The 24,074-nt window shown below is 64.6% G+C and carries 24 protein-coding genes and 1 pseudogene; 11 read left to right on the plus strand and 14 right to left on the minus strand.

From position 1 onward, the window contains the following. Nucleotides 1-25 precede the first annotated feature (25 nt). Nucleotides 26-1,381 (plus strand): aspartate aminotransferase family protein, encoded by a 1,356-nt coding sequence (locus AB4Y42_RS27100; RefSeq protein WP_368695878.1) that lies wholly within the window; start codon nt 26-28, stop codon nt 1,379-1,381. Between the two features lie 71 nt (nt 1,382-1,452). Here the strand turns inward: AB4Y42_RS27100 and AB4Y42_RS27105 are convergent, their stop codons facing one another. From AB4Y42_RS27105 to AB4Y42_RS27120, 4 genes are all read right to left on the minus strand, one after another. Beyond that, nucleotides 1,453-1,839: an MAPEG family protein gene (locus AB4Y42_RS27105; protein WP_368695879.1), complete on the minus strand. Its 387-nt coding sequence runs from the start codon at nt 1,837-1,839 to the stop codon at nt 1,453-1,455. A 48-nt stretch (nt 1,840-1,887) separates the two neighbouring features. Next, nucleotides 1,888-3,171: a diguanylate cyclase gene (locus AB4Y42_RS27110; RefSeq protein WP_368687184.1), complete on the minus strand. Its 1,284-nt coding sequence runs from the start codon at nt 3,169-3,171 to the stop codon at nt 1,888-1,890. A gap of 213 nt (nt 3,172-3,384) precedes the next feature. Continuing rightward, complete coding sequence (locus AB4Y42_RS27115; protein ID WP_368695922.1) at nt 3,385-3,690, minus strand: hypothetical protein; 306 nt, start codon at nt 3,688-3,690, stop codon at nt 3,385-3,387. A 101-nt stretch (nt 3,691-3,791) separates the two neighbouring features. After that, nucleotides 3,792-4,214 carry a universal stress protein gene (locus AB4Y42_RS27120; RefSeq protein ID WP_368687182.1) on the minus strand — a complete coding sequence of 141 codons (423 nt, stop codon included), beginning with the start codon at nt 4,212-4,214 and terminating at the stop codon, nt 3,792-3,794. Nucleotides 4,215-4,424: 210 nt separating this feature from the next. Here AB4Y42_RS27120 and AB4Y42_RS27125 point away from each other — a divergent pair, with 210 nt between their 5' ends. The 4 genes from AB4Y42_RS27125 to AB4Y42_RS27140 all read left to right on the plus strand — a co-directional run bounded on the left by AB4Y42_RS27125 (nt 4,425) and on the right by AB4Y42_RS27140 (nt 6,594). Further along, nucleotides 4,425-4,745 carry a hypothetical protein gene (locus AB4Y42_RS27125; protein ID WP_368687181.1) on the plus strand — a complete coding sequence of 107 codons (321 nt, stop codon included), beginning with the start codon at nt 4,425-4,427 and terminating at the stop codon, nt 4,743-4,745. Nucleotides 4,746-4,880: 135 nt separating this feature from the next. Then, on the plus strand, nt 4,881-5,177 hold the full coding sequence (locus AB4Y42_RS27130; RefSeq protein ID WP_368687180.1) for a hypothetical protein: 297 nt from the start codon (nt 4,881-4,883) through the stop codon (nt 5,175-5,177). 1 nt (nt 5,178) lies between these two features. Next, a complete protein-coding gene (locus AB4Y42_RS27135) occupies nt 5,179-6,057 on the plus strand; it encodes a 4-hydroxy-tetrahydrodipicolinate synthase (RefSeq protein ID WP_368695880.1) in 879 nt (292 codons plus the stop codon). 102 nt (nt 6,058-6,159) lie between these two features. Then, nucleotides 6,160-6,594, plus strand: a complete 435-nt coding sequence (locus AB4Y42_RS27140; RefSeq protein ID WP_069262357.1) for a phosphate-starvation-inducible protein PsiE — start codon at nt 6,160-6,162, stop codon at nt 6,592-6,594. 38 nt (nt 6,595-6,632) lie between these two features. Here AB4Y42_RS27140 and AB4Y42_RS27145 read toward each other — a convergent pair whose 3' ends face one another. After that, nucleotides 6,633-7,067 (minus strand): IclR family transcriptional regulator, encoded by a 435-nt coding sequence (locus AB4Y42_RS27145; protein ID WP_368695881.1) that lies wholly within the window; start codon nt 7,065-7,067, stop codon nt 6,633-6,635. Between AB4Y42_RS27145 and AB4Y42_RS27150 the strand changes: the two are divergent. After that, nucleotides 7,023-7,313, plus strand: a pseudogene (locus tag AB4Y42_RS27150) (iron-containing alcohol dehydrogenase); the annotation flags it as partial. The gene AB4Y42_RS27145 and the pseudogene AB4Y42_RS27150 sit on opposite strands and share 45 nt — an antisense overlap. 223 nt (nt 7,314-7,536) lie before the next feature. Here the strand turns inward: AB4Y42_RS27150 and AB4Y42_RS27155 are convergent. Continuing rightward, nucleotides 7,537-8,451: a LysR family transcriptional regulator gene (locus tag AB4Y42_RS27155; protein ID WP_368687177.1), complete on the minus strand. Its 915-nt coding sequence runs from the start codon at nt 8,449-8,451 to the stop codon at nt 7,537-7,539. 117 nt (nt 8,452-8,568) lie between these two features. On the opposite strand from AB4Y42_RS27155, the gene AB4Y42_RS27160 reads away from it, so the two are divergent. Beyond that, entirely contained in the window at nt 8,569-9,321 is a 753-nt protein-coding gene (locus AB4Y42_RS27160; protein WP_368687176.1) for an SDR family oxidoreductase, read from the plus strand. Between the two features lie 41 nt (nt 9,322-9,362). Next, entirely contained in the window at nt 9,363-10,268 is a 906-nt protein-coding gene (locus AB4Y42_RS27165; protein ID WP_368695882.1) for an SDR family NAD(P)-dependent oxidoreductase, read from the plus strand. Between the two features lie 22 nt (nt 10,269-10,290). Here AB4Y42_RS27165 and AB4Y42_RS27170 read toward each other — a convergent pair whose 3' ends face one another. The 4 genes from AB4Y42_RS27170 to AB4Y42_RS27185 all read right to left on the minus strand — a co-directional run bounded on the left by AB4Y42_RS27170 (nt 10,291) and on the right by AB4Y42_RS27185 (nt 15,488). Further along, nucleotides 10,291-13,038 (minus strand): EAL domain-containing protein, encoded by a 2,748-nt coding sequence (locus tag AB4Y42_RS27170; protein ID WP_368695883.1) that lies wholly within the window; start codon nt 13,036-13,038, stop codon nt 10,291-10,293. Between the two features lie 8 nt (nt 13,039-13,046). After that, nucleotides 13,047-13,829 (minus strand): substrate-binding periplasmic protein, encoded by a 783-nt coding sequence (locus tag AB4Y42_RS27175; RefSeq protein WP_368687173.1) that lies wholly within the window; start codon nt 13,827-13,829, stop codon nt 13,047-13,049. A 57-nt stretch (nt 13,830-13,886) separates the two neighbouring features. Then, a complete protein-coding gene (locus AB4Y42_RS27180) occupies nt 13,887-14,051 on the minus strand; it encodes a hypothetical protein (protein ID WP_368687172.1) in 165 nt (54 codons plus the stop codon). An 84-nt stretch (nt 14,052-14,135) separates the two neighbouring features. Beyond that, the gene (locus AB4Y42_RS27185) at nt 14,136-15,488 is read right to left on the minus strand and encodes an MFS transporter (RefSeq protein WP_368695884.1); all 1,353 of its coding nucleotides are present in this window, start codon (nt 15,486-15,488) and stop codon (nt 14,136-14,138) included. A 322-nt stretch (nt 15,489-15,810) separates the two neighbouring features. On the opposite strand from AB4Y42_RS27185, the gene AB4Y42_RS27190 reads away from it, so the two are divergent. Genes AB4Y42_RS27190 through AB4Y42_RS27200 form a run of 3 tightly spaced genes read left to right on the plus strand, consistent with a single transcriptional unit; the run spans nt 15,811 to nt 20,264 of the window. Beyond that, entirely contained in the window at nt 15,811-17,595 is a 1,785-nt protein-coding gene (locus tag AB4Y42_RS27190) for an IlvD/Edd family dehydratase (RefSeq protein ID WP_368695923.1), read from the plus strand. Between the two features lie 24 nt (nt 17,596-17,619). Then, on the plus strand, nt 17,620-18,798 hold the full coding sequence (locus AB4Y42_RS27195) for a fumarylacetoacetate hydrolase family protein (RefSeq protein ID WP_368695885.1): 1,179 nt from the start codon (nt 17,620-17,622) through the stop codon (nt 18,796-18,798). Nucleotides 18,799-18,821: 23 nt separating this feature from the next. Continuing rightward, on the plus strand, nt 18,822-20,264 hold the full coding sequence (locus AB4Y42_RS27200; protein ID WP_368695886.1) for an aldehyde dehydrogenase family protein: 1,443 nt from the start codon (nt 18,822-18,824) through the stop codon (nt 20,262-20,264). Nucleotides 20,265-20,307: 43 nt separating this feature from the next. Here AB4Y42_RS27200 and AB4Y42_RS27205 read toward each other — a convergent pair whose 3' ends face one another. The 4 genes from AB4Y42_RS27205 to AB4Y42_RS27220 form a co-directional block, all read right to left on the minus strand. After that, nucleotides 20,308-21,003 carry a phosphatase PAP2 family protein gene (locus AB4Y42_RS27205; RefSeq protein WP_368695887.1) on the minus strand — a complete coding sequence of 232 codons (696 nt, stop codon included), beginning with the start codon at nt 21,001-21,003 and terminating at the stop codon, nt 20,308-20,310. A 335-nt stretch (nt 21,004-21,338) separates the two neighbouring features. Continuing rightward, the gene (locus AB4Y42_RS27210; protein ID WP_368695888.1) at nt 21,339-22,454 is read right to left on the minus strand and encodes a succinylglutamate desuccinylase/aspartoacylase family protein; all 1,116 of its coding nucleotides are present in this window, start codon (nt 22,452-22,454) and stop codon (nt 21,339-21,341) included. 97 nt (nt 22,455-22,551) lie between these two features. Further along, nucleotides 22,552-23,328 carry an ABC transporter substrate-binding protein gene (locus AB4Y42_RS27215; RefSeq protein ID WP_368695889.1) on the minus strand — a complete coding sequence of 259 codons (777 nt, stop codon included), beginning with the start codon at nt 23,326-23,328 and terminating at the stop codon, nt 22,552-22,554. 365 nt (nt 23,329-23,693) lie between these two features. Continuing rightward, on the minus strand, nt 23,694-23,990 hold the full coding sequence (locus AB4Y42_RS27220) for a hypothetical protein (RefSeq protein WP_342923576.1): 297 nt from the start codon (nt 23,988-23,990) through the stop codon (nt 23,694-23,696). Nucleotides 23,991-24,074 lie beyond the last annotated feature (84 nt).

Here is a 24,074-nt window from a genome sequence, read left to right on the forward strand (position 1 = left end):
TGGAAACCCGAACCGGGAGACATGGATGGATGAACTGAAACTGCTGGCGGATGCCGACGCGCGCGGCCTGCGCTACCTCGAAGGCAACGCCACGCGGCGCGTTTTCCCCTCGAACGAAGCCATTGCGGCGCTCGGTGCGTTCGACGAACCGCTGCCCGCAAGCGGGTTACCCGCCGAAGACACGCTGTCCCTGCTCGACCGCGTAGGCTCGCCGGCGACTACGGCTTCGAACGGCCCGCGCTATTTCGGCTTCGTGATCGGCGCGGCGCTGCCCGCGGCGGCCGCGGTGGAGCGGCTCATGCTGGCGTGGGACCAGTGCGCCTCGACGTTCGACAACTCGCCGGTCGCGGCCACGGTGGAACGCATCGCCGGCCGCTGGGTGCTCGAAGCACTCGACCTGCCGCGTGAGAGCGCCGTGGGCTTCGGCACCAGCGCCACCGCGTGCACGCTCGGCGCACTCGCCACGGCCCGGCGCGCGCTGCTGGCACGGCAAGGCTGGGACTTCGACGGCCAGGGGCTGATGGGCGCGCCCGAGATCAAGGTCGTGATCTCGGAACTCGCTCACATCACGGTGAAGAAGGCGCTGCGCATTCTGGGCTTCGGGCTGGATCGCATCGTCTACGCGGCCGTCGATGCTCATGGCTGCGTGGATGCGGCGCGACTCCCGCCGCTCGACGACCGTACGATCCTGTGCCTGCAGGCCGGCGAGGTGAATACCGGCGAATTCGACCCGTTTGCGCCGATCATCGCGCGTGCGCGGGCGGCCGGCGCGTGGGTGCATGTCGATGGCGCGTTCGGCCTGTGGGCGCGGACCTCGTCACTGGCTGCGCTGACCGAAGGCATCGAAGGGGCCGATAGCTGGACGACCGATGCGCACAAGTGGCTCAACACGCCGTACGACTGCGCCATGGTCATTTGCCGCGATGCAACGGCGCTGGCCGAGGCGATGAACAGCGACGCGGCGTATTTGTCCGCGAGCGCCGACGCGCAGAAGAACCTCACGCTGGAATTCTCGCGCCGCGCGCGCGGCATTCCCGTGTGGGCGGCGCTGCGCACGCTCGGACGCGGCGGTGTCGCGGCCATGGTCGAGCGCCATCACGCGCAGGCGCAACGCATCGGCGCGGAACTCGGGCGGCTCGGCTACGAGGTGCTCAACCGGGTCGTGCTGAACCAGGTGCTGTTCCGCTGCGCAACGGATGCGCAGACGCAGGCGCTGCGCAGCGCCGTGCAGGCCTCCGGCGAAACGTGGTTCGGCGGCACGATCTGGCAAGGGCGGCCTGCGTTGCGGATCAGCGTGTCGTCGTGGCGCACGCGGGATGAAGACATCGAAGCGCTCGTGCAACTGCTGGCATCGTTGCGCGGCGATTCGCGTGCGCCGTAGCCAACATCGGTGACAACGTTGCGCGCACAGCGAAAGAGGCGGTAAGGCCGCGCACGGCTCATGCCCTCGAGTCAACGCAGCAATGCGAGACTCAGCGCGATACCGGCCGCGTAAGTGCCGAGCGCGCCGAGAAATCGGGCGGGATTGGGTTTCGCCATCGAGGGAAACGCGATCAGCCCGACGACGAGCAGGAGCCGGCAGACGGTCGCGGCCACGATCAGCGCGAGCGTGACCGGCGAGGGCGAGCGTGTGCCCAGATAGAGAAACAGCACGGCCAGGAAGGGCACATATTCGGCGGTGTTCGCATGCGCGCGCACGACCTTGTGCAGCAGGCTGGCGGGGTCCGTCGCGCATCCCGAGAGCGTGCCTTCGCGAAAGCGAAGCATGGAAATGGACAGGCCGAGGCCAAACAGCAGGAGACCCAGCACGGCCACGCAGGCCAGCACAATTCTGTCCATTTGAAGCTCCCTGGCGAAAGCAGGCGATGCGATTGCTTGCGGTGCGCGCTAGCCGACTTCCACGCGGTTGCGTCCGCTGTCCTTGGCCCGATAGAGCGCCACGTCCGCGCGTTTGACGATCGCACCGAAGTCATCCTCGCCCGGCAGGCGTTCCGTCACGCCAATGCTCACCGTAAACGGCACAGGCTTGCCCAGCCGCCATTTGTGCTCGAAGTCCTGCTGCTCGATGGTCTGGCGCAGCTCCTCGGCCACAGCCGTTGCCTGCTCGATATCGAACTCGGGCAGGGCGGCGACGAATTCTTCGCCGCCCCAGCGGGCGAACACGCCAATGCGCCTGTCACTGTTCATCACGACCTTGGCCAGCACGCGCAGCACTTCGTCGCCGATGTCGTGCCCGTAGCTGTCGTTGATCTTCTTGAAGTAATCGATATCGAGAATAAAGACGGAGAGCGTTTTGTCCGCTTCCAGAAGCTGCTCGACGGTATCGGCAAATTCGCGGCGGTTCGGCAGGCCGGTCAGCTCGTCGGTCACGGCCTGTTTCTGGAGCAGGTCCATCAATTGCACGCGGTCGGCGATATCGCGAATCACCGCGGTGAATTCGATCAGCCCGCCCACGTTGATTTTCGAAATCGCGATTTCGACGGGCAACAGCGACCCATCCCGATGCAATCCATACACGCGGTTGCGCTCGTCCATCTGCCGCGAGCGCACGGGCGAGCGCGCGAACTGGTGGACATATTGCGAATGATTGCCGCGGAAGCGCTCGGGCAGAAGGTCCGTGATCGGTTGGCCGAGCATTTCCTCGGCGGAGTACCCGAACAGGTTTTCGGCGGCGCGATTGAACAGCGTGATGCAATGCTGCTGGTCGATCGTGATGATGGCGTCGTAGGCTGCGTCCACGACCGAACGAAAGCGCGATGTGCTGACTTCCAGTTCGTGCGTCAGCAACATTTTCGTGGTGATTTCAAGGCCTGTGACCATGATTTCGAGCACGGAGACGCCGCTTTCGGCGTGGCGTATCGGCTTCAACGACAGGCGCCACCAGTGCGTTCCGTCCCTCAGGTCGTAGGCTTGCTCGAGTTCCCGGGCGACGCCGGATTCGAAGCACTGGGTCAGTTTCTTGCGGAATTCGGTTCGGGCGTAGTTGGGAATGAGCGAATCGAACGGTGCCGGGAACGACTTGATCGCGCTGCGCCTGCCGCCCGTCATTCGCATGAAATGATCGTTGCAGGCCGAAACCACGAACTGGCCCCGCTCGTCGCGGCCGATCATCGCCACGCTCGCCGCGATCTCGTCGACGAAATCGCGCATCATGTTCGACCAGTCGGCCATCGAGCCTCCTTTGCCCGGTTGCCCAATACACTGACGATATAGTAGTCCGCATTGCGCGGCGCGGCAGCGTAATGTGCCCAACGGACGTTTTCGAACATGCGGGTTCGCGCGCGTCCGGGCAGACCCAATCTGGCTCGACTTACTCATGCGCGACGCCGCGACAGCACGCTGCGACGAGGCACGCATTGCCGCGATCACGCAGGGTTTCGACGCCTAGCGCGCCGCGACGATGCCTCCGTGCAGTTCCACATGCAGCACGACGAGCCACCGCAAAGGGCAGGCGCTCGCTACGCGCACGGCACGGCCGGGGCGAATCGCGGCCGGCTGCACGAAGCCCCACTCTCTCGCGCGCGACCACGCATGACGCGCATCGGAGCGTATCCACACGGCGAGCAGCGTGCAGCACATGAAGCAGAAGAATGCCGTGAGTCCCAGTGCAAAATCGGGGTGATTCGAATACGCGAAAAATGCGAACGCTGAAGTCAGTATGGGACTGATTAGCAGAATCAACGCGCACACGCGCAGCAATGCGCGTCTTTGCGGACTGATGGCGCGTGCGGCATTCAATGTGCGCCGAAGCGGCGAAGAGAGGTTGCGCATGCGAGCGGACCGATACGCCGTCAATGCAACAAGGTCACGGGCACGCTGCAAAGCCGCCTGAGCCTTGCGAGCATCATCCATTTGCGCAGAAAGCCGAGATGGCTTGCGTCCACGAGAACGATATCCGCGCCGCCGCATTCCACGCACGCGGCAATGCTGCGTTCCGCGGGGCCAGGCGCGTGGCGCAGGCGGTACGGCACGCCAGCGTCCTTGAGAATCGCGCAGGTGGCGTCGAGCATGTCGCGGCCGTGCCGTTGTCTGCGCTTGCGGGCGCCGTCGCTCGCCTCGGCTTGCTGCATCGTCTCAACGATCTCGACTTCCACCATGCCGCGTTCGGCGAAAAGAAACGCGCTGTGGCGTGCGGCTTCGGCTGCGCCGTGCCGGTCAATGACGGGAATGAGGAGTTTCAACACGAATTGGCCCGAGAGATTGCGGATCAGCATGATCGTAGCGAACGGCGCGTAAACAAGCCGTAAAAGATTGCCCGCCGGCGTGTAAATACGGTGCTTCTTTACGGCATTTTTTCTTGTGCGAGGGAGAACGCCACGCCTACACTGGCGCGTCGAATCCGCCCGTGTCATTGCCATGTTTTGCCTCCCGCCGTTCAATCCTGTGTTTCTCCGCTAATCATGCCGATGCGTTTTAGAGGCTGGTTGAAGCTCGCGCTTCTCACGTTTTCCGTGGACCAGATACTGACTGCCGTGTTCGGCTACGTTACCCAGCAAATCGATCCGGGCATCTCGGACTTCGAGACGGTGATCTTTAGCTGCATTACGTGCCTGCTCGTCAGCAACTGGCTGGTGACCGACGCGCGCGCCGCGTGGGCCACGGCAAAGAAGCAGGGATTCATCGGGCCGGCGCGAACCGAAGGGAGTGCGCACGAAGCGCAACTCCAGATTGCCAACGCGTGCCCGCGACGCTGGCTCGTCGTGCTGCATCTCGAGTTGAATCCGCAGCTCGCACAAGGCATGTGAAATTTAGACACGACGCACCGCTATTTTTAACACCGGTTTTACGCGTTCGGGAATACGCTGAAGTTGTGTTCACAACCTGCGAATAGCAATTCAAATCTCATGGCTTGCGCAAATCCCATCCCCCGTTACGAGATCGTGGCGCCGACTCCGCGCCCGCTTGCGAAGGTCGTTCCGTTGCGGGCCCCGCGTGCCTGGCTCGAAGTCATGCTGAACGCGAATACCGAAGAAGCCGCGCGGGCGCATCTCGCGGCGCTGCTGCATTCGCCGCTCGGCGTCTATGTCGCGCAAACTGCGTTCGTGCGCGGCGCCATGCGCGTGCTACTCGATATCGCGCCCGAAGACATCGACTTCACGATGCATACGCTGATAGTCAGCGTGCCGGAAGCCACGATCGGCGCATTGCGCCCGCGCACCGGCAACAAGGGGGCCTGATATGTTCGAGGGAATCTGGTTGCCCATTGTGACGCCGCTGCGCGATGGCGAAGTGGATGTCGATGCGTTGGAACTGCTGACTGACAAATACGCGAGTGACGGCGTTGCCGGCATCGTCGCGCTCAGCACGACCGGCGAGGCGGCGCTCCTGAACGACGTGGAGCGCGTGACCGTGCTGCAGGCCATAACCGGGGTCGCGGCGGGGCGCGTGCCCGTGATCGCGGGCCTGGGCGGCAGCGATACGCGTGCGTTCGTGCAGCATCTGCGCACGCTGGAAAGGTGGGACGTGGCGGGCTTTCTCGTTCCCGCACCGTCGTATGTATGCCCGGACCAGGCGGGGCTCGCATGGCACTTTGGGCAGATCGCGCGTGCCACGTCGAAGCCGTTGGTGCTTTACGATGTGCCGCATCGCACGGGCGTGCCGATCGAAGTCGAAACGGTGCGCGAACTGGCGGAATTCGACAATATCGTGGCCATCAAGGCTTGCGCAAGCGAGCGCTTCAAGGCGCTGGGGCAACTGCCCATCTCGCTGCTTTGCGGGACGGACGAAGCGTTTCTGGAGTGCCTCGAGGCGGGCGCCGCGGGCGGCATACTCGCCAGTGCGCACGTTTGCCCGGACCTGCTGCGCGATGTGCACGCGCTCGCGAAGGCGGGCTACGGCGAGGCGGCGGCGCGGCTGTTCGCGCGCTTCAAGGGCGTGCTGCGCCTGTTGTTCGCCGCGCCGAACCCGAGTGCGATCAAGGCCATGCTGGCGCTCGACGGCACCCTGTCGCACGAAACGCGCATGCCGATCCGGCCGGCTTCGCCCGCGCTCGTCACGCAACTCGAATTCGCCCGCGCCGTGCTCGACGACCTGCGCGCCGCCGCGCCGTCGCCCTGATTTCGCTGCGCACCCGCGCCCGCGCAGATTTTTTTTCGCGTTTTCGAACTTTCATCTTGTCGCGCTACTATTCCCCTACCATGTCATGGGGAAACCGCGAAGATGAAGTACGAGAACGCTCTGCAGCGAGCGATCAAGGAGCGCCTCGAGCGCGCCATGGAGCTGGCCGAACTGTTCGGCCTCTTGATCATCGGCATTGGCACCGTGGCCGCCATGGGCGCGCTGATCTGGCACATGGTGCATTCGGACGGCGTGACGCTGACCGACCTGCTGCTGATGTTTCTCTACCTCGAGATCTTCGCTATGGTCGGGCAGTATCTCAAGGCGGGTCAGCTGCCGGTGCGCTTCCCGCTCTATATCGCCATGGTGTCGATCGCGCGGGACCTCATCCTGCGCGCCGGCGCGAACACGGAGCTGCATTTGCTGGCTTCCGCCGGGGCGATCGTGCTGATCGCGCTGGGCGTGCTGATCATCCGCTTCGGGCAGGCGAAATATCCCAGCAACACCGATGAGCGGCGCGTGGAAGAGGCGAAGTAGGCCAGACCGGCTGCTGATGCGCGGCTGCCGTTGCTGCCTTAGCGCACGCGAACCGGCCCAAGCCGCGCCGCGATGGTGCGGCACGCGGCGAGCAGGGGTTCGATGTAGCTGCGCTGCGCGTCATCCTGGCGGCGGAACATCGGCATGCTGACGCTCACGCAGCCCACTGCATGGCCATCGGCGCCGAGAATCGCCGCGCCGTAACACCAGATCGACTGTTCGTTTTCTTCGCGATCTTCAGCGTAGCCGCGTTGCGCCGTGAGTTCGATCTCGTCGCGGATCGCGCCGAGGTCGGTCATCGTATGCTCCGTGAAGCGCACGCGCGGCGCCTGCGCGAGCAAAGGCTCGCGCTGGGCCGGCGTGAGCGTGGCGAGCCAGGCTTTGCCGACCGAACTCGAGGTGAGCGCCACGCGCGTGCCGATGCGCGCGCGGACGGCATTGCGCTGGACGGCTTGTGGCGCGCGTGGCGTCATATCGAGCGCGCGATGCGTGATGGCGGCGACCGCGTGGCGCGGCTGAACATGATGAGCGCATCGATGCAGGGTGCGCTGGCGTTCCAGAAGGGCCTGGGTTGCGTGCACAGCCTGAGCCATTCGCTGGGCGGCATCAACCCGCGTTTGCATCATGGCACGCTGAACGCGATTTTCCTGCCGGCTGTGCTGCGGTTCAACGAACAAGCGCCTTCGGTGCGCGAGGAAGACAAGCTCGCCCGTCTCGCGCGAGCGCCGGTTCATGACGATCTGGACGACGAGCGCAACGCCGCCAAGCGCGATGAACGCCCCGACAATCGGCACCGCGCCGTAGCCGAGACCGGCCGAGAGTGCCGCGCTGCCTGCTGCGGCGCCCAGCGCGTTGCCGTGGCCTGGAGACCAAAGTGTTTTGATTTCGAGTCAAGAATGAAGGGCGCTTAGCCCGAAGCGCCCGCGTGCGCGGAGTCAGGCGTTATCGCGGCTTCAAAACCGTCGTCATATATTCGCTTGCGAATTCGATGAATGCCTGCACGCGCAGCGGCAGCCGCCTTTGCACGGGATAGACGATTTGCGCGGCGAGCGGTTTCGCCTGCCATTTCGGCAGGACGCGCACGAGGCGGCCCGAGATCAGATCCTCCTCGATCAGCCATTCCGGCAACACGGCCACGCCCAGCCCCATGCGCGCGGCCTCGCGCATGCTCGTCACGCCTTCCGAGATCATCACGGGCTCGATCTGCAACGTATGCGTCGTTGCGCCCGCATACAGCGTGACATCCCTCGAACCGCCGAATTGCCGGCTCGACAGTGCGATCCACGGTAAGACCTGGAGACTTTCCGGCTTGCTGGCGAACTTGTGATCCTTGAGGAACGCTGGCGAGGCAACCGGATAGCGGTGGATCTCGCCCAGCGAGCGCGCCACGACGCGATCGTCAGTGAGCGCCCCGGCGACGATACCCGCGTCGCAGCCCTCTTCGATCATGTGGAGCGGGCGGTTCGAATAGGCCAGCTCCATTCGCACAGCCGGGTGGGCCTGGATAAAGCTGCTGATCATCCGGCTCACCACGGACTGGCCGAAGTCGATTGTGGAAAACACACGGATATTGCCGCTCAGCGCGCTCTGATCGCGCCGCATGCGCTGGCCGGCCTCCTCGGCGAGCGCGAGCAGTGCCTGGGCGTCGGCCAGGAACTGATGGCCGGTTTCCGTGAGGCTCATGCGGTGCGTGTCGCGCCGCAGCAGCGCCGCGCCGCATTGATCTTCGAGCGAACGCAGCTGGCGGCTCAGCGTGGGCTGGCTCAGGTTCAGCTTGCGCGCCGCCGCGGAGATGCTGCCGCTCTCCACGATGGCAACGAAGGCCTGCAGCAGGCTCAGGTCGTTGAAGATGGTCATACGCGGGAAGCATAACCGATATTCCGGCTATGCGGCTACCGTGGGGCGTCGCCTGGCGGGAAGATGCACCCATCGCATCACGTTGCATCACCCACCCAACCGGAACGGAGAGTCACCATGAGCACGCAAGCCAACCCCAGCAAAGTCGCGATCGTTACCGGCGCTTCCCGCGGTATCGGCGCATCGATCGCCCGTCGCCTCGCGAGCGAAGGCGTCGCAGTCATCGTCAACTACGCCGGCCGCGCGGCGGACGCCAACGCAGTCGTGGAGGAAATCAAGGCCGCGGGCGGTCGCGCCGCGGCAATTCAGGCGGACGTGGCCGTGCCCGCCCAGGTGGCCGCGATGTTCGACCAGGCTATTACGCTCTTCGGCGGCGTGGATATCGTGGTGAACAACGCGGGCATCATGCAGCCGGGCCTCGTCAACCTGGCCGATACCGACGACGCCCTGTTCGACCGGCTCGTCGCGATCAACCTCAAGGGCACCTTCAATACGCTGCGCATTGCCGCGAAGAAGCTGCGCCAGGGCGGCCGCATCGTCAACTTCTCGAGCAGCATCCAGGCGCTCGCGCTGCCGGGCTACTCGGTGTACGCCGCCACCAAGGCCGCCGTAGAAGCGATGACCAACATCTTTGCCAAGGAACTGCGCGGCCGCAATATCACCGTGAATGCGATCGCCCCCGGGCCTACCGCAACCGAACTGTTCCTCAAGGACAAGACGCCCGAGCAGATCGAGCGCCTCGCGAAGATGCCGCCGCTCGAGCGGCTCGGCCAGGCGGACGACATCGCGGAAGTGGTGTCGTTCCTCGTCGGCAACGGCGCTGGCTGGATCGACGGTCAAACGATCCGCGTGAACGGCGGCATTGTTTGATGTCCTGATCAAGCGTTTTCATGACGAACGAGGAGCCCATCATGAAGAAGGTCATTGTCGTTACCGGCGCATCCAGCGGTTTCGGCCGCCTCGCCGCCGCAGCACTCGCCAGCGCCGGCCATACCGTCTACGCATCGATGCGTGCGACCGCCGGGCGCAACGCCCCGGTCGTCGCGCAGATGGCCGAATTCTCGCAGCACAACGGCGTGGATCTGCGCACCGTCGAACTCGACGTGCAGTCGCAGGCGTCCGTGGATGCGGGCATCGCCCGCGTGATCGCCGCAAGCGGGCGTATCGATGTGATCGTCCACAACGCGGGCCACATGGCCTTCGGGCCGGCCGAAGCGTTCAGTCCGGAACAGTATGCGCACCTGTACGACATCAACGTGCTAGGCACGCAGCGGGTGAACCGCGCGGTGCTGCCGCACATGCGCGAGCGCCGGGAGGGTCTGGTGGTGTGGGTGTCGAGCAGCAGTTCTGCGGGCGGCACGCCGCCTTATTTCGCGCCGTATTTCGCGGCGAAGGCCGCCATGGATGCGATTGCCGTTCAGTACGCACGCGAGCTTTCGCGCTGGGGCATCGAAACGTCGATCATCGTGCCGGGCGCGTTCACCTCGGGCACGAATCACTTCGCGCATGCGGGCAGCCCGGAAGACAAGGGCGTGGTCGCCGCCTATGAAGCCGGCCCCTATGCCGGGTTCGGCGAGCAGATCCAGAAGGCGTTCGCCGCCATCGTGCCGCCAGAAGCCGACGTCGGCCTCGTGGCCGAGGCGATCGTCGATGTGGTCGATGCTCCCTTCGGGAAGCGGCCGTTCCGGGTGCACGTGGACCCGACCCAGGACGGCGCGGACGTCGGCTTTGCCGTACTGGACCGCGTGCGGGCGGAGATGCTGCATCGCGTGGGCCTGTCCGACCTGCTCGCGCCGCGCCGGCACGGCGACGCGTGACGCGACGGGCGGCGGGGCGCGCTTACTCCGTGATGCACTCCGACGCCTCGAGTCCACGCAATGCCGCCTCGAACTCCTCGACAGGAATCGGGCGGCAGAACAGATAGCCCTGATACGCGTAACATCCGGCCGAGGCGAGGAAGGCACGCTGCTCCTCGGTCTCGACCCCTTCGGCGATCACGCCGAGGCCCAGGCTGTGCGCGAGCGCCACGATGGTGCGGGCGATCACGGCGTCGTTCGGATCGACGAGGACATCGCGCACGAAGGAGCGGTCGATCTTCAGTTGAGCGAGCGGCAGGCGCCTCAAATACGAAAGCGACGAATAGCCGATGCCGAAATCGTCGAGCGCGAAGACGATGCCGTTCGCCTTCAGCGCTTCCATTTTCTCGATGATCTCCTGCACGTTGTCGACCAGCACGCTTTCCGTCAACTCGAGCTTGAGCCGGTCCGCTCTCGCGCCGGTCTGTTCGAGGGTGGCCAGCACGCTTTGCACGAAGTCGGGCTGGTGCAGCTGCTGCACGCTGACGTTGACCGCAATGGTCAGGTGTTCGGTGTCGGGCTGCATGGCCCAGCGCGCCAGCTGGGTGCAGGCCGCGCGCAGCACCCAGCTGCCCAGCTCGGCGATGAGCCCGGTTTCTTCGGCCACGGGAATGAAATCGGCCGGGTACACGAGCCCGCGCAGGGGGTGACGCCAGCGCACCAGCGCCTCGACGCCGGTGACCCGGCCGCTGTCGATCTGCATCTGGTAGTGAAGCACGAACTCTTCGTTCTCGATGGCTTCGCGCAGCGCCGCTTCGAGCGCGGCACGCTCCACCACGACCGTCTGCATGTCGGGGTCGAAGAGGCGCACCGCGTTGCGGCCGCGTTCCTTGGACTTGTACATGGCGAGGTCGGCCTGCTTCATGAGGTCGTCTGTCGTCGCCTGGAAGCCCTTGAATACGGATGCGCCGATGCTCGCCGTGCTGCGGTAGTCGATCTCGTCGAGTCGATAAGGATTCCCGAGCACAGCGAGAATCCGCTCGCCCAGGGCCTCGGCCTGGCGGGCCGCCTCGCAGGGAACGGGATTCAGATTGCCCACCACGACGACGAACTCGTCGCCGCCCACGCGCGCCACGGTGTCGCCCGCGGGTATGCTCGCCGCCAGGCGTTTCGCGACTTCCTGCAGCAGCAGGTCGCCCTTGTCGTGGCCCAGCGTGTCGTTCAGCGTCTTGAAGTGATCCAGATCGATGAACAGCAGGGCGCCACTCGTGCCGTTCCGCGCGCTGTCGGTCAGGGCGTCCTTGAGGTTGTCGAGCAGCAGCGTGCGATTGGGCAGGCCCGTGAGCGCGTCGTAGAAGGCCAGCTCCTTGATGCGCTGGTCGGCGATCTTGCGCTCGGTGATGTCGCGCCCGCTCGTGCGGAAACCGATGAAGTCTCCCTTCGAGTCGGTAATCGGCACCCACGAGGCGCAGAGCCACATGAGCGAGCCGTCCTTACGCACGCAGCGGAATTCCAGATTGTCGCCGCGCGAGCCCAGTTGCGCGCCGCGGAATTCGGGCGCGACGTAGGACGCGTCGCCCGGATAGATCACGGTGCAGGCGAAGTCGCTCATGGCCATGCACTCGTCGACGGTATAGCCGATGTACTGCTCCACCGCCGAGTTGATCCAGCGCGGCTTGCCTTCCGGCGACCACCAGATTTCCCAGTTGACGGTGCAGTCCGCGATGGCGCGGAATTTTTCTTCGCTTTCGCGCAGTTCCTTCGTCATCGACGAGGCCATCCGTATCGCGCGGCTGCGGCCCGTCATCATGAGGCGCGTGAGCAGCGCGAGCAGCAGGCTCAGGCCCGTGCCGGTGATCGCGATGAGCGTTGCCGCGTCGCGGCCGAAGCGCGCCTTGAAGCCGTCGCGCGCCATCAGCTTGAGCATCCAGTCGTGTCCGCAGACCACGAGATATTCGGTCGCCGAAAGATCGCTGGGCAGGTGAAGAGCGGAGGCGCCCGACGTTCTGTAGAGCAATGCGTCCGGCGACGATTCCACGCCGTCGTAGATGGAGACCGAGAGGCCGGGCGGTTCCTCGCCGTAAAGGCTGGCGATGACGTCGTGCATGCGAAAGGACGCGTAGACCCAGCCCACCAGCTGCGCCTGGCGTTCCGTGGCGTTTTCCGGCGCGGAGCCGTGTGTGTAGACCGGCATGTACATCACGAAGCCGGGGTCGGCGCCGGGATCGGTATCGACCGAGAGGCGCACCTTGCCGGAAATCGTCGCCATGCCGGTGTCGCGCGCCTGCTCCATGGCGCGCCGGCGCACCGGGTCGGCCCAGGCGTCGAAACCGGGCGCCGCGCGATTGGCGCCGATATACGGCTCGCGCTGAATGATGGGGGCGTAGTTCGCCCGCGGACCGTCGGGCTCGATCGCGTAGCCCGGCAAGCCGCGCTGCTGCATGGCCGTGATATGCGCGGCCTTTTGCGTCTGCGGCACCCACGCTATGATGCCGATGGCCTGGATGCCGGAAAAATTGGCGTCGAGATTGAGCGTATTGACGTACGCGCGGAACGCGTCGCGATCGACCTCGCCGCTGGCGGCAAACAGGCTCTGCACGCCGCGCAGCAACAGCTCGTACGTGCCCATGCGCTGTTCGACGCGGCTCACGACGTCGCCGAGCGAGTAGTCGAACTGCGTGAGCAGTTCGTGGCGAGCCGCTTCCCGCTCGTGGTTCCAGAGCGTCCAGGTCACGCCGAGTGCGGCGGCGAGAACCAGTAGCGGGAGCAGAACGAGGCGCGTCCGGGTCATGGCGGCGTCTAGAAGGGGACCATCGAATCGGCGAGGTCAGGCTTGAAATACTTCGTGAAGATGCGCCGCACCGTGCCGTCGGCGATCATTTCGTTGACGAGGGCGCGCCACTTGTCCCGCTCCTCGGGCGAGAGCGCCTTCTTCGACATGATGAGTCCATGCGGAATGGGTGGATCGTCGAACTCCACGATATTGGTCACGCTCCGAATCTTCGCTTCATCGATGGCGGGATAATCGAACGGCTCGATGATCATTCCCTGAATGCGGCCAAGGATCAGCGCCTGGTAAAGCGGCTCGAGGCCGCCCGCCTGACTCACGCGGTTTTCGGCGGAGAGCGAATCGACCAGCCGGTTGGCCGACTTGCTGTAGCGGAAACTGCGAATCACGCCGAGCTGAAACTTGTCGTTGTGCTCGAAATCGGCCAGTTGATGGATGCCCGAATCCTTGCGAACCAGCAGATAGTACTTGTTGCTGAAGTACCAGGCAAAATCCGCGTATTGATTGCGCTCTTCGTTGGCAATGCCCGAAAGGCTGAAATCGAGCGCGCCCGATTCGATCAGTTTCCAGATACGCGCGCGCGACATCAGGCTCACGCGGATCTGGCAGCCGCTGCGCCGCGCGAGGGCGTCGGCGAAGTCCTTGTCGATGCCCGTGTCCGTGTCGACGGAGTAGAGCAGCCCATGATCGTGTAAGGCGAGCGTAAATGAGCGCGAGCAGTCGGGGCCTGCGGCAACCGCGGTGCCGATGCAACCGAGCGCGAGCAGCAGGCCACCAAGGCAGGTTCGAATCACAGCGTCTCCGTTGCTTGTCAATGGCCCGATGGTGGTGCATCGGGCTGAAAACAGTCTTCACGTCTTATCGGCAGCGTGCTGCAATTCTTGAGACAATTCCAATTGTTTTTTTTGCACGTCTTTCGTGCAGGCGCTGGGGTGTTCAGGCGGGACAATTGCCGGTTCGCGCCAGACCGCGGCGGCCAAAAAAAAGCGCCGGCGCAAGGCCGACGCAATTTTCAAAACGGGATCGTGTAAGGAAGGCTCAGCCAGAACGTGGCAGAACGTGGCCCTCGCAACGGACGATTTAGCCGATACGCATGACGCTCAGTTCTCTTCCACGGGATCGCGTTTCAGCATGCTTTTCGGAATCGACAGAATCAGAACGCAGCTCACGAGCAGACACGCGCCCAGCGCATAGGTGCCGTTGTTGATGTCGCCGGTCAGGTCCTTCGCCACGCTGGTGATCATGGAGCCCGTGAAGCCGGACAGGTTGCCGACCGAATTGATGAGCGCAATACCGGCCGCCGCGGCCGTGCCGGAGAGAATCTGCCCCGGGAACGTCCAGTAAATTGGCATGAGCCCGAGGATCGCGCAGGTGGCGATCGTCAGGAATACGATCGAGAGTGGCACGTTGTGCGCGAACAGTGCGCTCAGAATCAGGCCGACGCCGCCGATACAGGCCGGAATGGCCGCATGCAGCCGGCGCTCGCCCGTCTTGCGCGAGTGCGACGCGTTCCAGATCATGGCGGCCACGGCGCTGAGATAGGGAATCGCGGTCAGCAAGCCGATATTGAACGTGCTCTTCACACCGGAAGCCTTGATGATGGAAGGCAGCCAGAACGCCAGACCATAGAAGCCGGTATTGAAGGTCAGCAGGATGAACGTCAGCAGCCAGACGCGCGGGCTTTTCAGCGCCGCCATGGCGCTATGCGTTTTCTTCGCGCTTTCCTGTTCGAGATTCTTTTGCAGCACGGCCTTTTCGGCGGCGCTCAGCCATTTCGCCGACTGAATGCCGTCGCCCATGCGCAGCAGCACCACGAAGGCGACGAGAATCGAGGGAATGCCTTCGAGCAACAGCATCCACTGCCAGCCGCCCAGCCCGAACAGGCCATGCGTGTTCTCCATGAGCCACCCCGAGATAACCCCGCCGAGCGTGAGGCTCACCGGAATGGCGATCAGGAACCCCGACATCGCGACGCTCTGGCGACGCGCCGGAAACCAGTAGTTCAGGTAAAGAATGATGCCGGGGAAAAACCCCGCTTCGCAGACGCCGAGCAGAAACCGCAGGATGTAGAACATCGACGAGGTCTGCACGTGAAAGAAACTCGCGAGCGGCGCGATAAAGGCGAGCGACGAAGACACGATGCCCCACGTCACCATGATGCGCGCGATCCAGAAGCGCGCGCCATAGCGATGCAGGAGCAGGTTGCTCGGCATCTCGAAGAGGAAGTATCCCCAGAAGAAAATGCTTGCGCCCACCGCATAGATACTGTCGCTCAGGCCGAGCGAATCGAGCATCTGCAGTTTGGCAAAGCCGACGTTCACGCGGTCGAGGTAGGCGACGACATAGCACAGAAGCAGAAGCGGCAGGATCCGCTTCAGTACCTTGCGGTACAGCTGTTCTTCGGCTTCGTTGACGGCGGCCGGCGAGTCCGCAATCTGGGTCAGGGTGGGCATGGGATGTGTCTCCTTTCACATGTGCCTTTGAATGGTCCCGCTGCTGGGAGCGATTCCACGAGCTTCGTGGTGTACTTGCTGGATCTCGGCGCTGGCTGTGAACAGCGCGCTGTTTTGTTATCGGTAACACAGCGGGCGCTAAATTAGCATGAGACGAGGCGCCACGGCAAGTCGGAGACCGGCGCCCAGGTCGGGAAAACGCGTGGTCACACCTGGTGCACAGGGCGGGCGCAAAGTGCTAACATCCAGAAATGTTACCGATAACAAATGGCGTGGACCTGCCCGCCGCATCGTCGAGACAAGGAACAAGCAAGTGAGTGATATGACCCAGCCCAACGCACGGCGCCTGCGCAGTCAGGAATGGTTCGACGACCCGGCCCATGCGGACATGACCGCGCTCTATGTCGAGCGCTTCATGAATTACGGTCTGACCCGGGAAGAATTGCAATCGGGCCGCCCCATCATCGGCATTGCACAAACGGGGAGCGATCTCGCCCCCTGCAACCGTCACCATATCGAGCTGGCGGCGCGCACGAAGGCGGGCATTCGCGACGCGGGCGGCATCCCGATGGAATTTCCGGTCCATCCGCTCGCCGAGCAGAGCCGGCGGCCCACGGCAGCGCTCGACCGCAATCTGGCCTATCTGGGTCTGGTCGAAATTCTTCACGGTTTCCCGCTCGACGGCGTGGTGCTGACCACGGGCTGCGACAAGACCACGCCCGCTTGCCTGATGGCCGCGGCAACGGTCGATATGCCCGCCATCGTGCTGTCGGGCGGCCCGATGCTCGACGGCTGGCATCACGGCCAGCGTGTCGGTTCGGGCACGGTCATCTGGCATGCGCGCAATCTGCTCGCGGCCGGCGAGATCGACTACGAGGGCTTCATGGAGCTCACGACAGCTTCGTCGCCCTCCATCGGCCACTGCAACACGATGGGCACGGCGCTGTCGATGAACAGCCTCGCCGAAGCGCTGGGCATGTCGCTGCCCGGCTGCGCCAGCATTCCGGCCGCTTACCGCGAGCGCGGCCAGATGGCGTACGCAACGGGCAAGCGCATTGTCGACCTCGTGCGCTACGACATGCGGCCCTCGCGCATCATGACGAAAGAGGCGTTCGAGAATGCCATCGTCGTGGCCTCCGCGCTGGGTGCGTCCACCAACTGCCCGCCGCACCTCATTGCGATCGCGCGGCACATGGGCATCGAGCTGAGCCTCGAAGACTGGCAACGCGTTGGCGAACAGGTGCCGCTCATCGTGAACTGCATGCCGGCAGGCGAGTATCTGGGCGAGAGCTTCCACCGCGCGGGCGGCGTGCCCGGCGTGCTGCGCGAACTCGATCGCGCGGGCCTCGTGCACCGCGAATGCCTCACGGTATCGGGCCGCACCATTGGCGCCATTGCCGACAGCACGCCCGAGCCCGATCGCCAGGTCATCAGGACAACCGATGATCCGCTCAAGCACGGCGCGGGCTTCATGGTGCTCTCGGGCAACTTCTTCGACAGCGCGATCATGAAGATGTCGGTGGTCGGCGACGCCTTCCGGCAAACCTACCTGAGCGAGCCGGGCGCGGAAAATTCCTTCGAGGCGCGCGCAATCGTGTTCGACGGTCCCGAGGACTACCACGCGCGCATCAACGATACGTCGCTCGAAATCGACCAGCACTGCATTCTCGTGATTCGCGGCACGGGCACGGTGGGCTATCCGGGCAGCGCCGAGGTGGTGAACATGGCGCCGCCGGCGGAACTGGTGCGCCAGGGCATCACGTCGCTGCCCACGTTGGGCGACGGCCGCCAGAGCGGCACCTCGGCGAGCCCGTCGATCCTGAACATGTCGCCCGAGGCGGCGGTGGGCGGCGGCCTCGCGCTGCTGCAAACGGGCGACCGCATTCGCGTGGACCTGAATGCGCGCAGCGTGAACGTGCTGGTCGACGAAGCGGAGCTTGCGCGGCGCCGCGAAACGGCGCACTTCGAGGTTCCGCCGGCACAGACGCCCTGGCAGGAGCTTTACCGCAAGACGGTGGGGCAATTGTCCACGGGCGGATGCCTCGAACCGGCCACGCTCTATCTGAAAGTCATCGCCGAGCGCGGCAACCCGCGCCATTCGCACTAACCCGGACACTCAACTGGACGCACCATGACCTCGAACACCCCCTCAAACTGGCTTCCCGGCGATGTCGGGCAGGCGCTGCTCGTTGGCCGCGTGTGGCGCAAGGCAGGCGAGCATGAAGGCCCCTCCGTCGTGCTCGTGCGCAACGGCGAAGTCATCGATATCACGGCCAGCGCGCCGACTACCGCGGATCTGTTCGACCGCGAGGACCTCGCGCAATTCGCGCGCACCGTGAGAGGCGAATCGCTCGGCCCGGTGGAAAAACTGATCGAAGCGAATCTGCCCGGCAGCGGCGAGCCCGCGCTGCGTCTGCTCGCGCCCAACGACGTGCAGGCGATCAAGGCTTGCGGCGTGACGTTCGCGGTGAGCCTGATCGAGCGCGTGATCGAGGAGCAGGCGGGCGGCGATCCCGCCAAGGCGCAGGAAGTGCGCGAAACCATCGCGGCCACGATCGGCACCGATCTCTCGAAGATCAAGCCGGGCTCGGAAGAAGCGATGAAGCTCAAGGCGGAACTCGAGCGGCGCGGCGCGTGGTCCCAGTACATGGAAGTGGGTATCGGGCCCGACGCGGAAGTCTTTTCGAAGTCGCAGCCCATGTCGGCGGTGGGCTTCGGCGCGGCTGTCGGCTTGCTGGCCGCTTCGGTCTGGAACAACCCCGAGCCGGAAATCGTCCTGGCCGTGAACAGCCGCGGCGAGATCGTCGGCGCGACGCTCGGCAACGACGTCAATCTGCGCGACATCGAAGGCCGCTCGGCGCTGCTGCTCGGCAAGTGCAAGGACAATAACGCCTCGTGCGCGATCGGCCCGTTCGTGCGTCTGTTCGACGAGTCGTTCAGCCTCGACACGGTGCGCAAGACGAGCGTCGCGCTGCGCGTGGAGGGCACGGACGACGACTTCGTGCTGGAAGGCATCAGCCACATGAGCGAAATCAGCCGCGACCCGGCCGACCTCGTGGCGCAGACGTGGGGCCCGCATCACCAGTATCCCGATGGCTTCATGCTGTTTCTCGGCACCATGTTCTCGCCGATCAAGGATCGCGACACGCAAGGCGGCGGCTTTACGCATCATCTGGGCGACAAGGTCACCATCTCCGCGCCGGAACTCGGCGCACTGATCAACACCGTGCAATTGAGCACGGCGCTCGCGCCGTGGACCTTCGGCGTGCGCGCGCTCTATCGCAATCTCGCTGCGCGCGGATTGCTGTGAGTCACTGAATCGGGAAACGCGACATGAACCAGTTCGACAATTACATCGGCGGCCAGTGGGTGCGCGGCGCCACGGCCTCCACCAACATCAATCCCTCCAATCTCGACGACGCGATCGGCGAGTTCGCGCAGGCAGACGACGCGCAGACGCGCGACGCCATCGCCGCCGCGCGCAAGGCCTTTGCGCAGTGGTCGCTGTCCACGCCGCAGCAACGCTTCGATTTGCTCGACCAGGTGGGCAGCGTGATTCTCGCGCGCAAGGCCGAGCTGGGCCGCCTGCTCGCGCGCGAGGAGGGCAAGACGCTGCCCGAGGCCATCGGCGAAGTGGGCCGCGCCGCGCAAATCTTCAAGTTCTTTGCCGGCGAGGCGCTGCGCCTGGGCGGCGAGATCGTGCCTTCGGTGCGCCCCGGCATGACCGTCGAAGTGACGCGCGAGCCGATCGGCGTGATCGGGCTCATTACGCCCTGGAACTTTCCGATCGCCATTCCCGCCTGGAAGATCGCGCCCGCGCTGGCCTATGGCAACACGGTCGTCATCAAGCCCGCCGACCTCGTGCCGGCCAGCACGTGGGAACTCGTGAAGATCATTGCGGAAGCGGGCGCGCCTGCCGGCGTGATCAACCTCGTGATGGGGCGCGGCTCGGTGGTGGGCGAGGCGATCGTCAGCTCGCCCGATGTCGATGCCGTGAGTTTCACCGGCTCGGTCCCGACGGGCCGCGCGATCGGCACGAAGTGCTTTGCAACGGGCAAGAAGTTCCAGCTGGAAATGGGCGGCAAAAATCCCATGGTCGTGCTCGACGACGCCAATCTCGACGTCGCCGTGGAAGCCTGCATCAACGGCGCATTCTTCTCGACGGGGCAGCGCTGCACGGCGTCAAGCCGCCTCATCGTGACCGAAGGCATTCACGACCGTTTCATCGAAGCGATGAAGGCGCGCATGAAAACGCTGAAGACGGGCGACGCGCTGGCGGACGGCACGCATATCGGGCCGGTGGTGGACGACAAGCAGCTTCAGCAGGACGAGCGCTACATTGCTATCGCGCGTGAAGAGGGCGGCGAGGTGTACGGCGGCGAGCGCGTGGAAGGCGCCACGCGCGGCTATTTCCTCGCCCCCGCGCTAGTCACCGGTACGACCGCGCCAATGCGCATCAACCGCGAAGAAGTGTTCGGCCCGGTCGCCTCGGTCATCAAGGTGAAGGACTATCACGAGGCGCTCGCCGTGGCGAACGACACGGAGTTCGGCTTGTCGGCCGGCATCTGCACGACGTCGCTCAGTCATGCCAACCATTTCCGCCGCCATGTGCAGGCCGGCATGGTCATGGTGAACACCGCAACGGCGGGCGTGGACTATCACGTGCCGTTCGGCGGCCGCAAGGGTTCGAGCTACGGCCCGCGCGAGCAAGGCAGCTATGCCCGCGAGTTCTACACCACGGTCAAGACGGCGTACGTCAATCCGGGCGCAGTGTGAAGCCGCGCGGGCGGCGTACGGAATACGCCGCCCGCGCCGGTTTTCAGATCATCCCGTGCACCACGGAGTGGGCGAGCCGCAGCAGATCGTCGAATTGCGTGACCAGTTCGAAACACACGAGAAACGTGAATGCGGCAGCCGCCCCTGGAAAGCGCACCATCAGGCGCAGTGCGGGCTCGGCGGTCCGCTTCCTGACGGCATCGCGCGTCATCAGCCAGGTAATCACCACGCCGATTGCGCCGCCCGCGATCAGATCCGTGGGGTAGTGATAGCCCAGATACGCACGCGGCAAGCAGATGATCAGTACCACATACGACATCACCAGCGCGCCGACCACACGCCATACCAGAAAGATCCCCATCGCGATCGCCACCCACAGCATGGCGTGATCGCTCGGAAACGAGCTGAAGTCGGTGAGCCCGGCCGCCCGCAGCGACGACGAGGCGAAATGCAGGTGCAGATCGGGATTGAAGAGCGGCCGTTGCCGGAACGGCAGAAAACGCGCGAGGAGCCGTCCCACGGCGAGCGCGATCAGGCCGCTGGCCACCGTCGCGATCATCATCTCGCGCCGCCACGCGCGCCGCTCGTTGGGCTGGAACCAGATCCACCAGATGAGCGGGATGAGGAAATAACCCTTGAACGTATAGAGCCCCACCATCACCCGGATCGCGTGATTGAGCAGTGGCGGCAGATCGACTTGGGTGAGGGCTCCCAGAATGACGGTATCGAAGCTGTTCATTTATTGTGGGCCATTCCGCTGGTTCTATTTACGAATGAGAAAGGCGGCCGGAAACGGAGGTCTCCGGCCGCCTTGGGGCCCGATGTTCCAGGCGCTGACAATCGTAAGTTTCAACTCAGTGCGCATAGGTAAAGAATCGAAAGCAAGTGTAAATCGCGCTTGCTCCCGCCCTCACTGCGCCGCAACGGCAGGCATCGTCCTGTGCGGTGTGCCTGCCGGCCCGCTGTTACGCCCCGTCACACATCGTTTCGTTTTCAAACGAACTGTGCCGCGTAACGTGTCCGTTATCGGGCACGACCCCACATCGTTTCGGGTGATTTACCCGGTTTCATCGCCTAGTTGGGCAGCAGCGAGCCGCTGCGCAGCGGCGTGGCGCCTGCCACCCACGCGACTTCCATCCCCGCCGTGGCGAAGCGCGTGCGTTGGCGTGCATACAGCATGCCGGTCACGGAACTCGTGATCGTGACGACGCGATCGGTCAGCGGGTCGACCACATCGGCGATCGGCTGGCCCGGTTCGACCCTCACGCCAACCGGTGTGCGGAACACGAGTACGCCGGAGGCCGGCGCGATGAGCGCTTCGGCGCCCGCGAACGGCGTGGCCGGGTATTCGAGCGCCGGCAGCGGCGCGGGCGCGCCCTCGATCACACCGCGATGCGTGAGGTAATTGATGATGGCGTTCGCGTCGCGCTCGGCGAAGTCGTAGCTCACGTCTGCCTGGCCGCGCAACTCGATCGTCACGGAAACCGCGCCGTTGGGAATCGGAAAGCGCTCGCCGTAGCGCTCGCGCAGCGCGGACCAGCAGAAGCTGTGGATCTCGTCGAACGGATTGCCGTCCGAATTGAGCGCGAACAGCGAGGCCTTCGCTTCGAGATAGCGCGCGAGCGGCTCGACATCGGGCCACAGATCGGGGTTCGTGTAGAGATGCAGCGCGCCTTCGAAGTCGCAATGCAGATCGAGCACGACGTCGGCGTCATACGACAGGCGCTGAAGCGCAAGCCGCTGCGAGCCGAGTTCGGTGGTGGGCGCCTGTTCGTCGAGCGCCTCGCGCATCGCAGCGCGCACGACGGCCACGTTCTGCTGTGCGTCGGCGCTCAGGCGAGGACCGACACGCGGGAGCACGAGTTCGGCGAGATCGTGGAAGTGGCGGTTGAAGTTGGCCGCGGTGCCGCTTTCGAAGCGGCCGAGCAGCTGACCGAGCAGGCGCTGGTTGAGGCCGATGGGATTGGGCACGGGCACGACGACGACCTCGCCGCGCAGCTTGCCTGCGGCTTCGAGCGCGGCAAGGCGTTGGCGCAGCGCCCAGGCGACCAGCATGCCCGGCAGTTCGTCGGCATGCAGCGACGACTGGATGTAGATCTTCTGTGCGCCGGTGGGGCCGTAGTGGAAGCTCGTGAGGTGCCGCGCGGTGCCGAGCGCCGGCGAAATGAGCGGATGGGTCTGAATCTGCATGATGGCGAGAGGGCGGGGAAAGTTGCAGGCGGCGGAAAGGGCAAAAGGCGCGGGAGTGTCCCGCGCCTTCGTCGCGAATCGTATGCTCCGGTCAGGCTCAGGAACCGTACACGTCGAACGCGAAGTAGCGCGATTCGATCTTCTTGTACGTGCCGTCCTTGAGCATGTCGGCGAGTGCCTTGTCGATCTTCACCTTCAGGTCGGCGTCGTCCTTGCGCAAGCCGATGGCGGCGCCGTTGCCGAGGATGCCGCTGGGATCGCTGAGTTCGCCGTTCGTGAACGCGAAGCCTGCGCCGCGCGGGGTCTTCAGGAAGCTCAGGTCGGCCTGCACGGCGTCTTGCAGCGCGGCGTCGAGGCGGCCCGAGAGCAGGTCCGCATAGACCTGGCCCTGATCCTGGTAAGGCACGATCTTCACACCGTTCGGTGCCCAGTTGGCTTTTGCGTAGGCTTCCTGGGTCGTTCCCTGCTCGACGCCGACCGTCTTGCCCTTCAACGAATCGGCCGTGGGCTGGAGGCTCGAGCCCTTCTTCGCGACGAGGCGGCTAGGCGTGTGGAAGACCTTCGACGAGAACGCGATCTGCGCTTCGCGCTGCGGCGTCATCGACATCGAGGAGAGCACGGCGTCGAACTTCTTCGCCTTGAGCGCCGGAATCATGCCGTCGAATTCGCTTTCCACCCAGACACACTTCGCGTTGATGCGTTTGCAGATTTCGTTGCCGACGTCGATGTCGAAGCCGACCAGCTTGCCGTCCGTGCTCTTCGATTCGAACGGGGGATAACTGGCGTCCACGCCGAAGCGGACCGTGGTCCAGTCCTTCGCGCAGACGGAGGTGGCGACGGCGAGCATCGCGATGCACAGGGCAAACTTCTTCATTGACGTGGAGTCTCCAGTATGTCTTTCGACGCCGCCATGAGGGATGGCGGCATGGTCAACAGCGGGCTGTCACGTCAGCCGTGTTGTATAGACAAGATAACGGCTCTCACATATTGAGACAACTAGGGTTTTTGCTGGCGGACGGTGTAAACGGGCTGACACGTGCGCGTTGCACACGGGAAGGAAGGGCGGGAGGCAGCGTGGAGTGCGCGTTGTAAGCGTTTATTGGCTAGACAACTTGGAGCGGGCTAACCTGGCCGAACAGGACCGCTTTCGCTGGGAGGGAGCGTGGGACGGGCACTAGCAGGGAGGAATGCGCGCGCATGACGTTGCGCGCGCAACGATCTGGGTGGCGGGCGCGCCGGTCAATCGTCGTCGTCGCCGTGGTGATGTTCCCAGCCGCGATGACGGCCGTGGTCGTGCCAGTGGTGTTCGTCGTCGTGGTCGTAGCGGTAGTAGCCGTAGGCGGGGGCCGGTTCGTAGACCGCAGCGGGCGGTGCTGCATAAACGACGGGCGGCGGTGCTTCGTACACTGGCTCGGGCGCGGCATAGACCGGACCGGGAACGCCGAGATAGACACCGATATCGGCATGGGCGGATGCCGCTGTGCTGACACACGTCCCTGCGAGTCCTGCGAGGAGATAAAACGTCAGGCGATTCATGATGATCTCTATTCCAGTCAACGGACGCGGTTGCGATGGAAGCGCATTCTAGTCGCTGAGCTTACGAACGGGATGCGCAGATTT

It is taken from the genome of Paraburkholderia sp. EG286B, assembly GCF_040965655.1.
GTDB lineage: Bacteria > Pseudomonadota > Gammaproteobacteria > Burkholderiales > Burkholderiaceae > Paraburkholderia.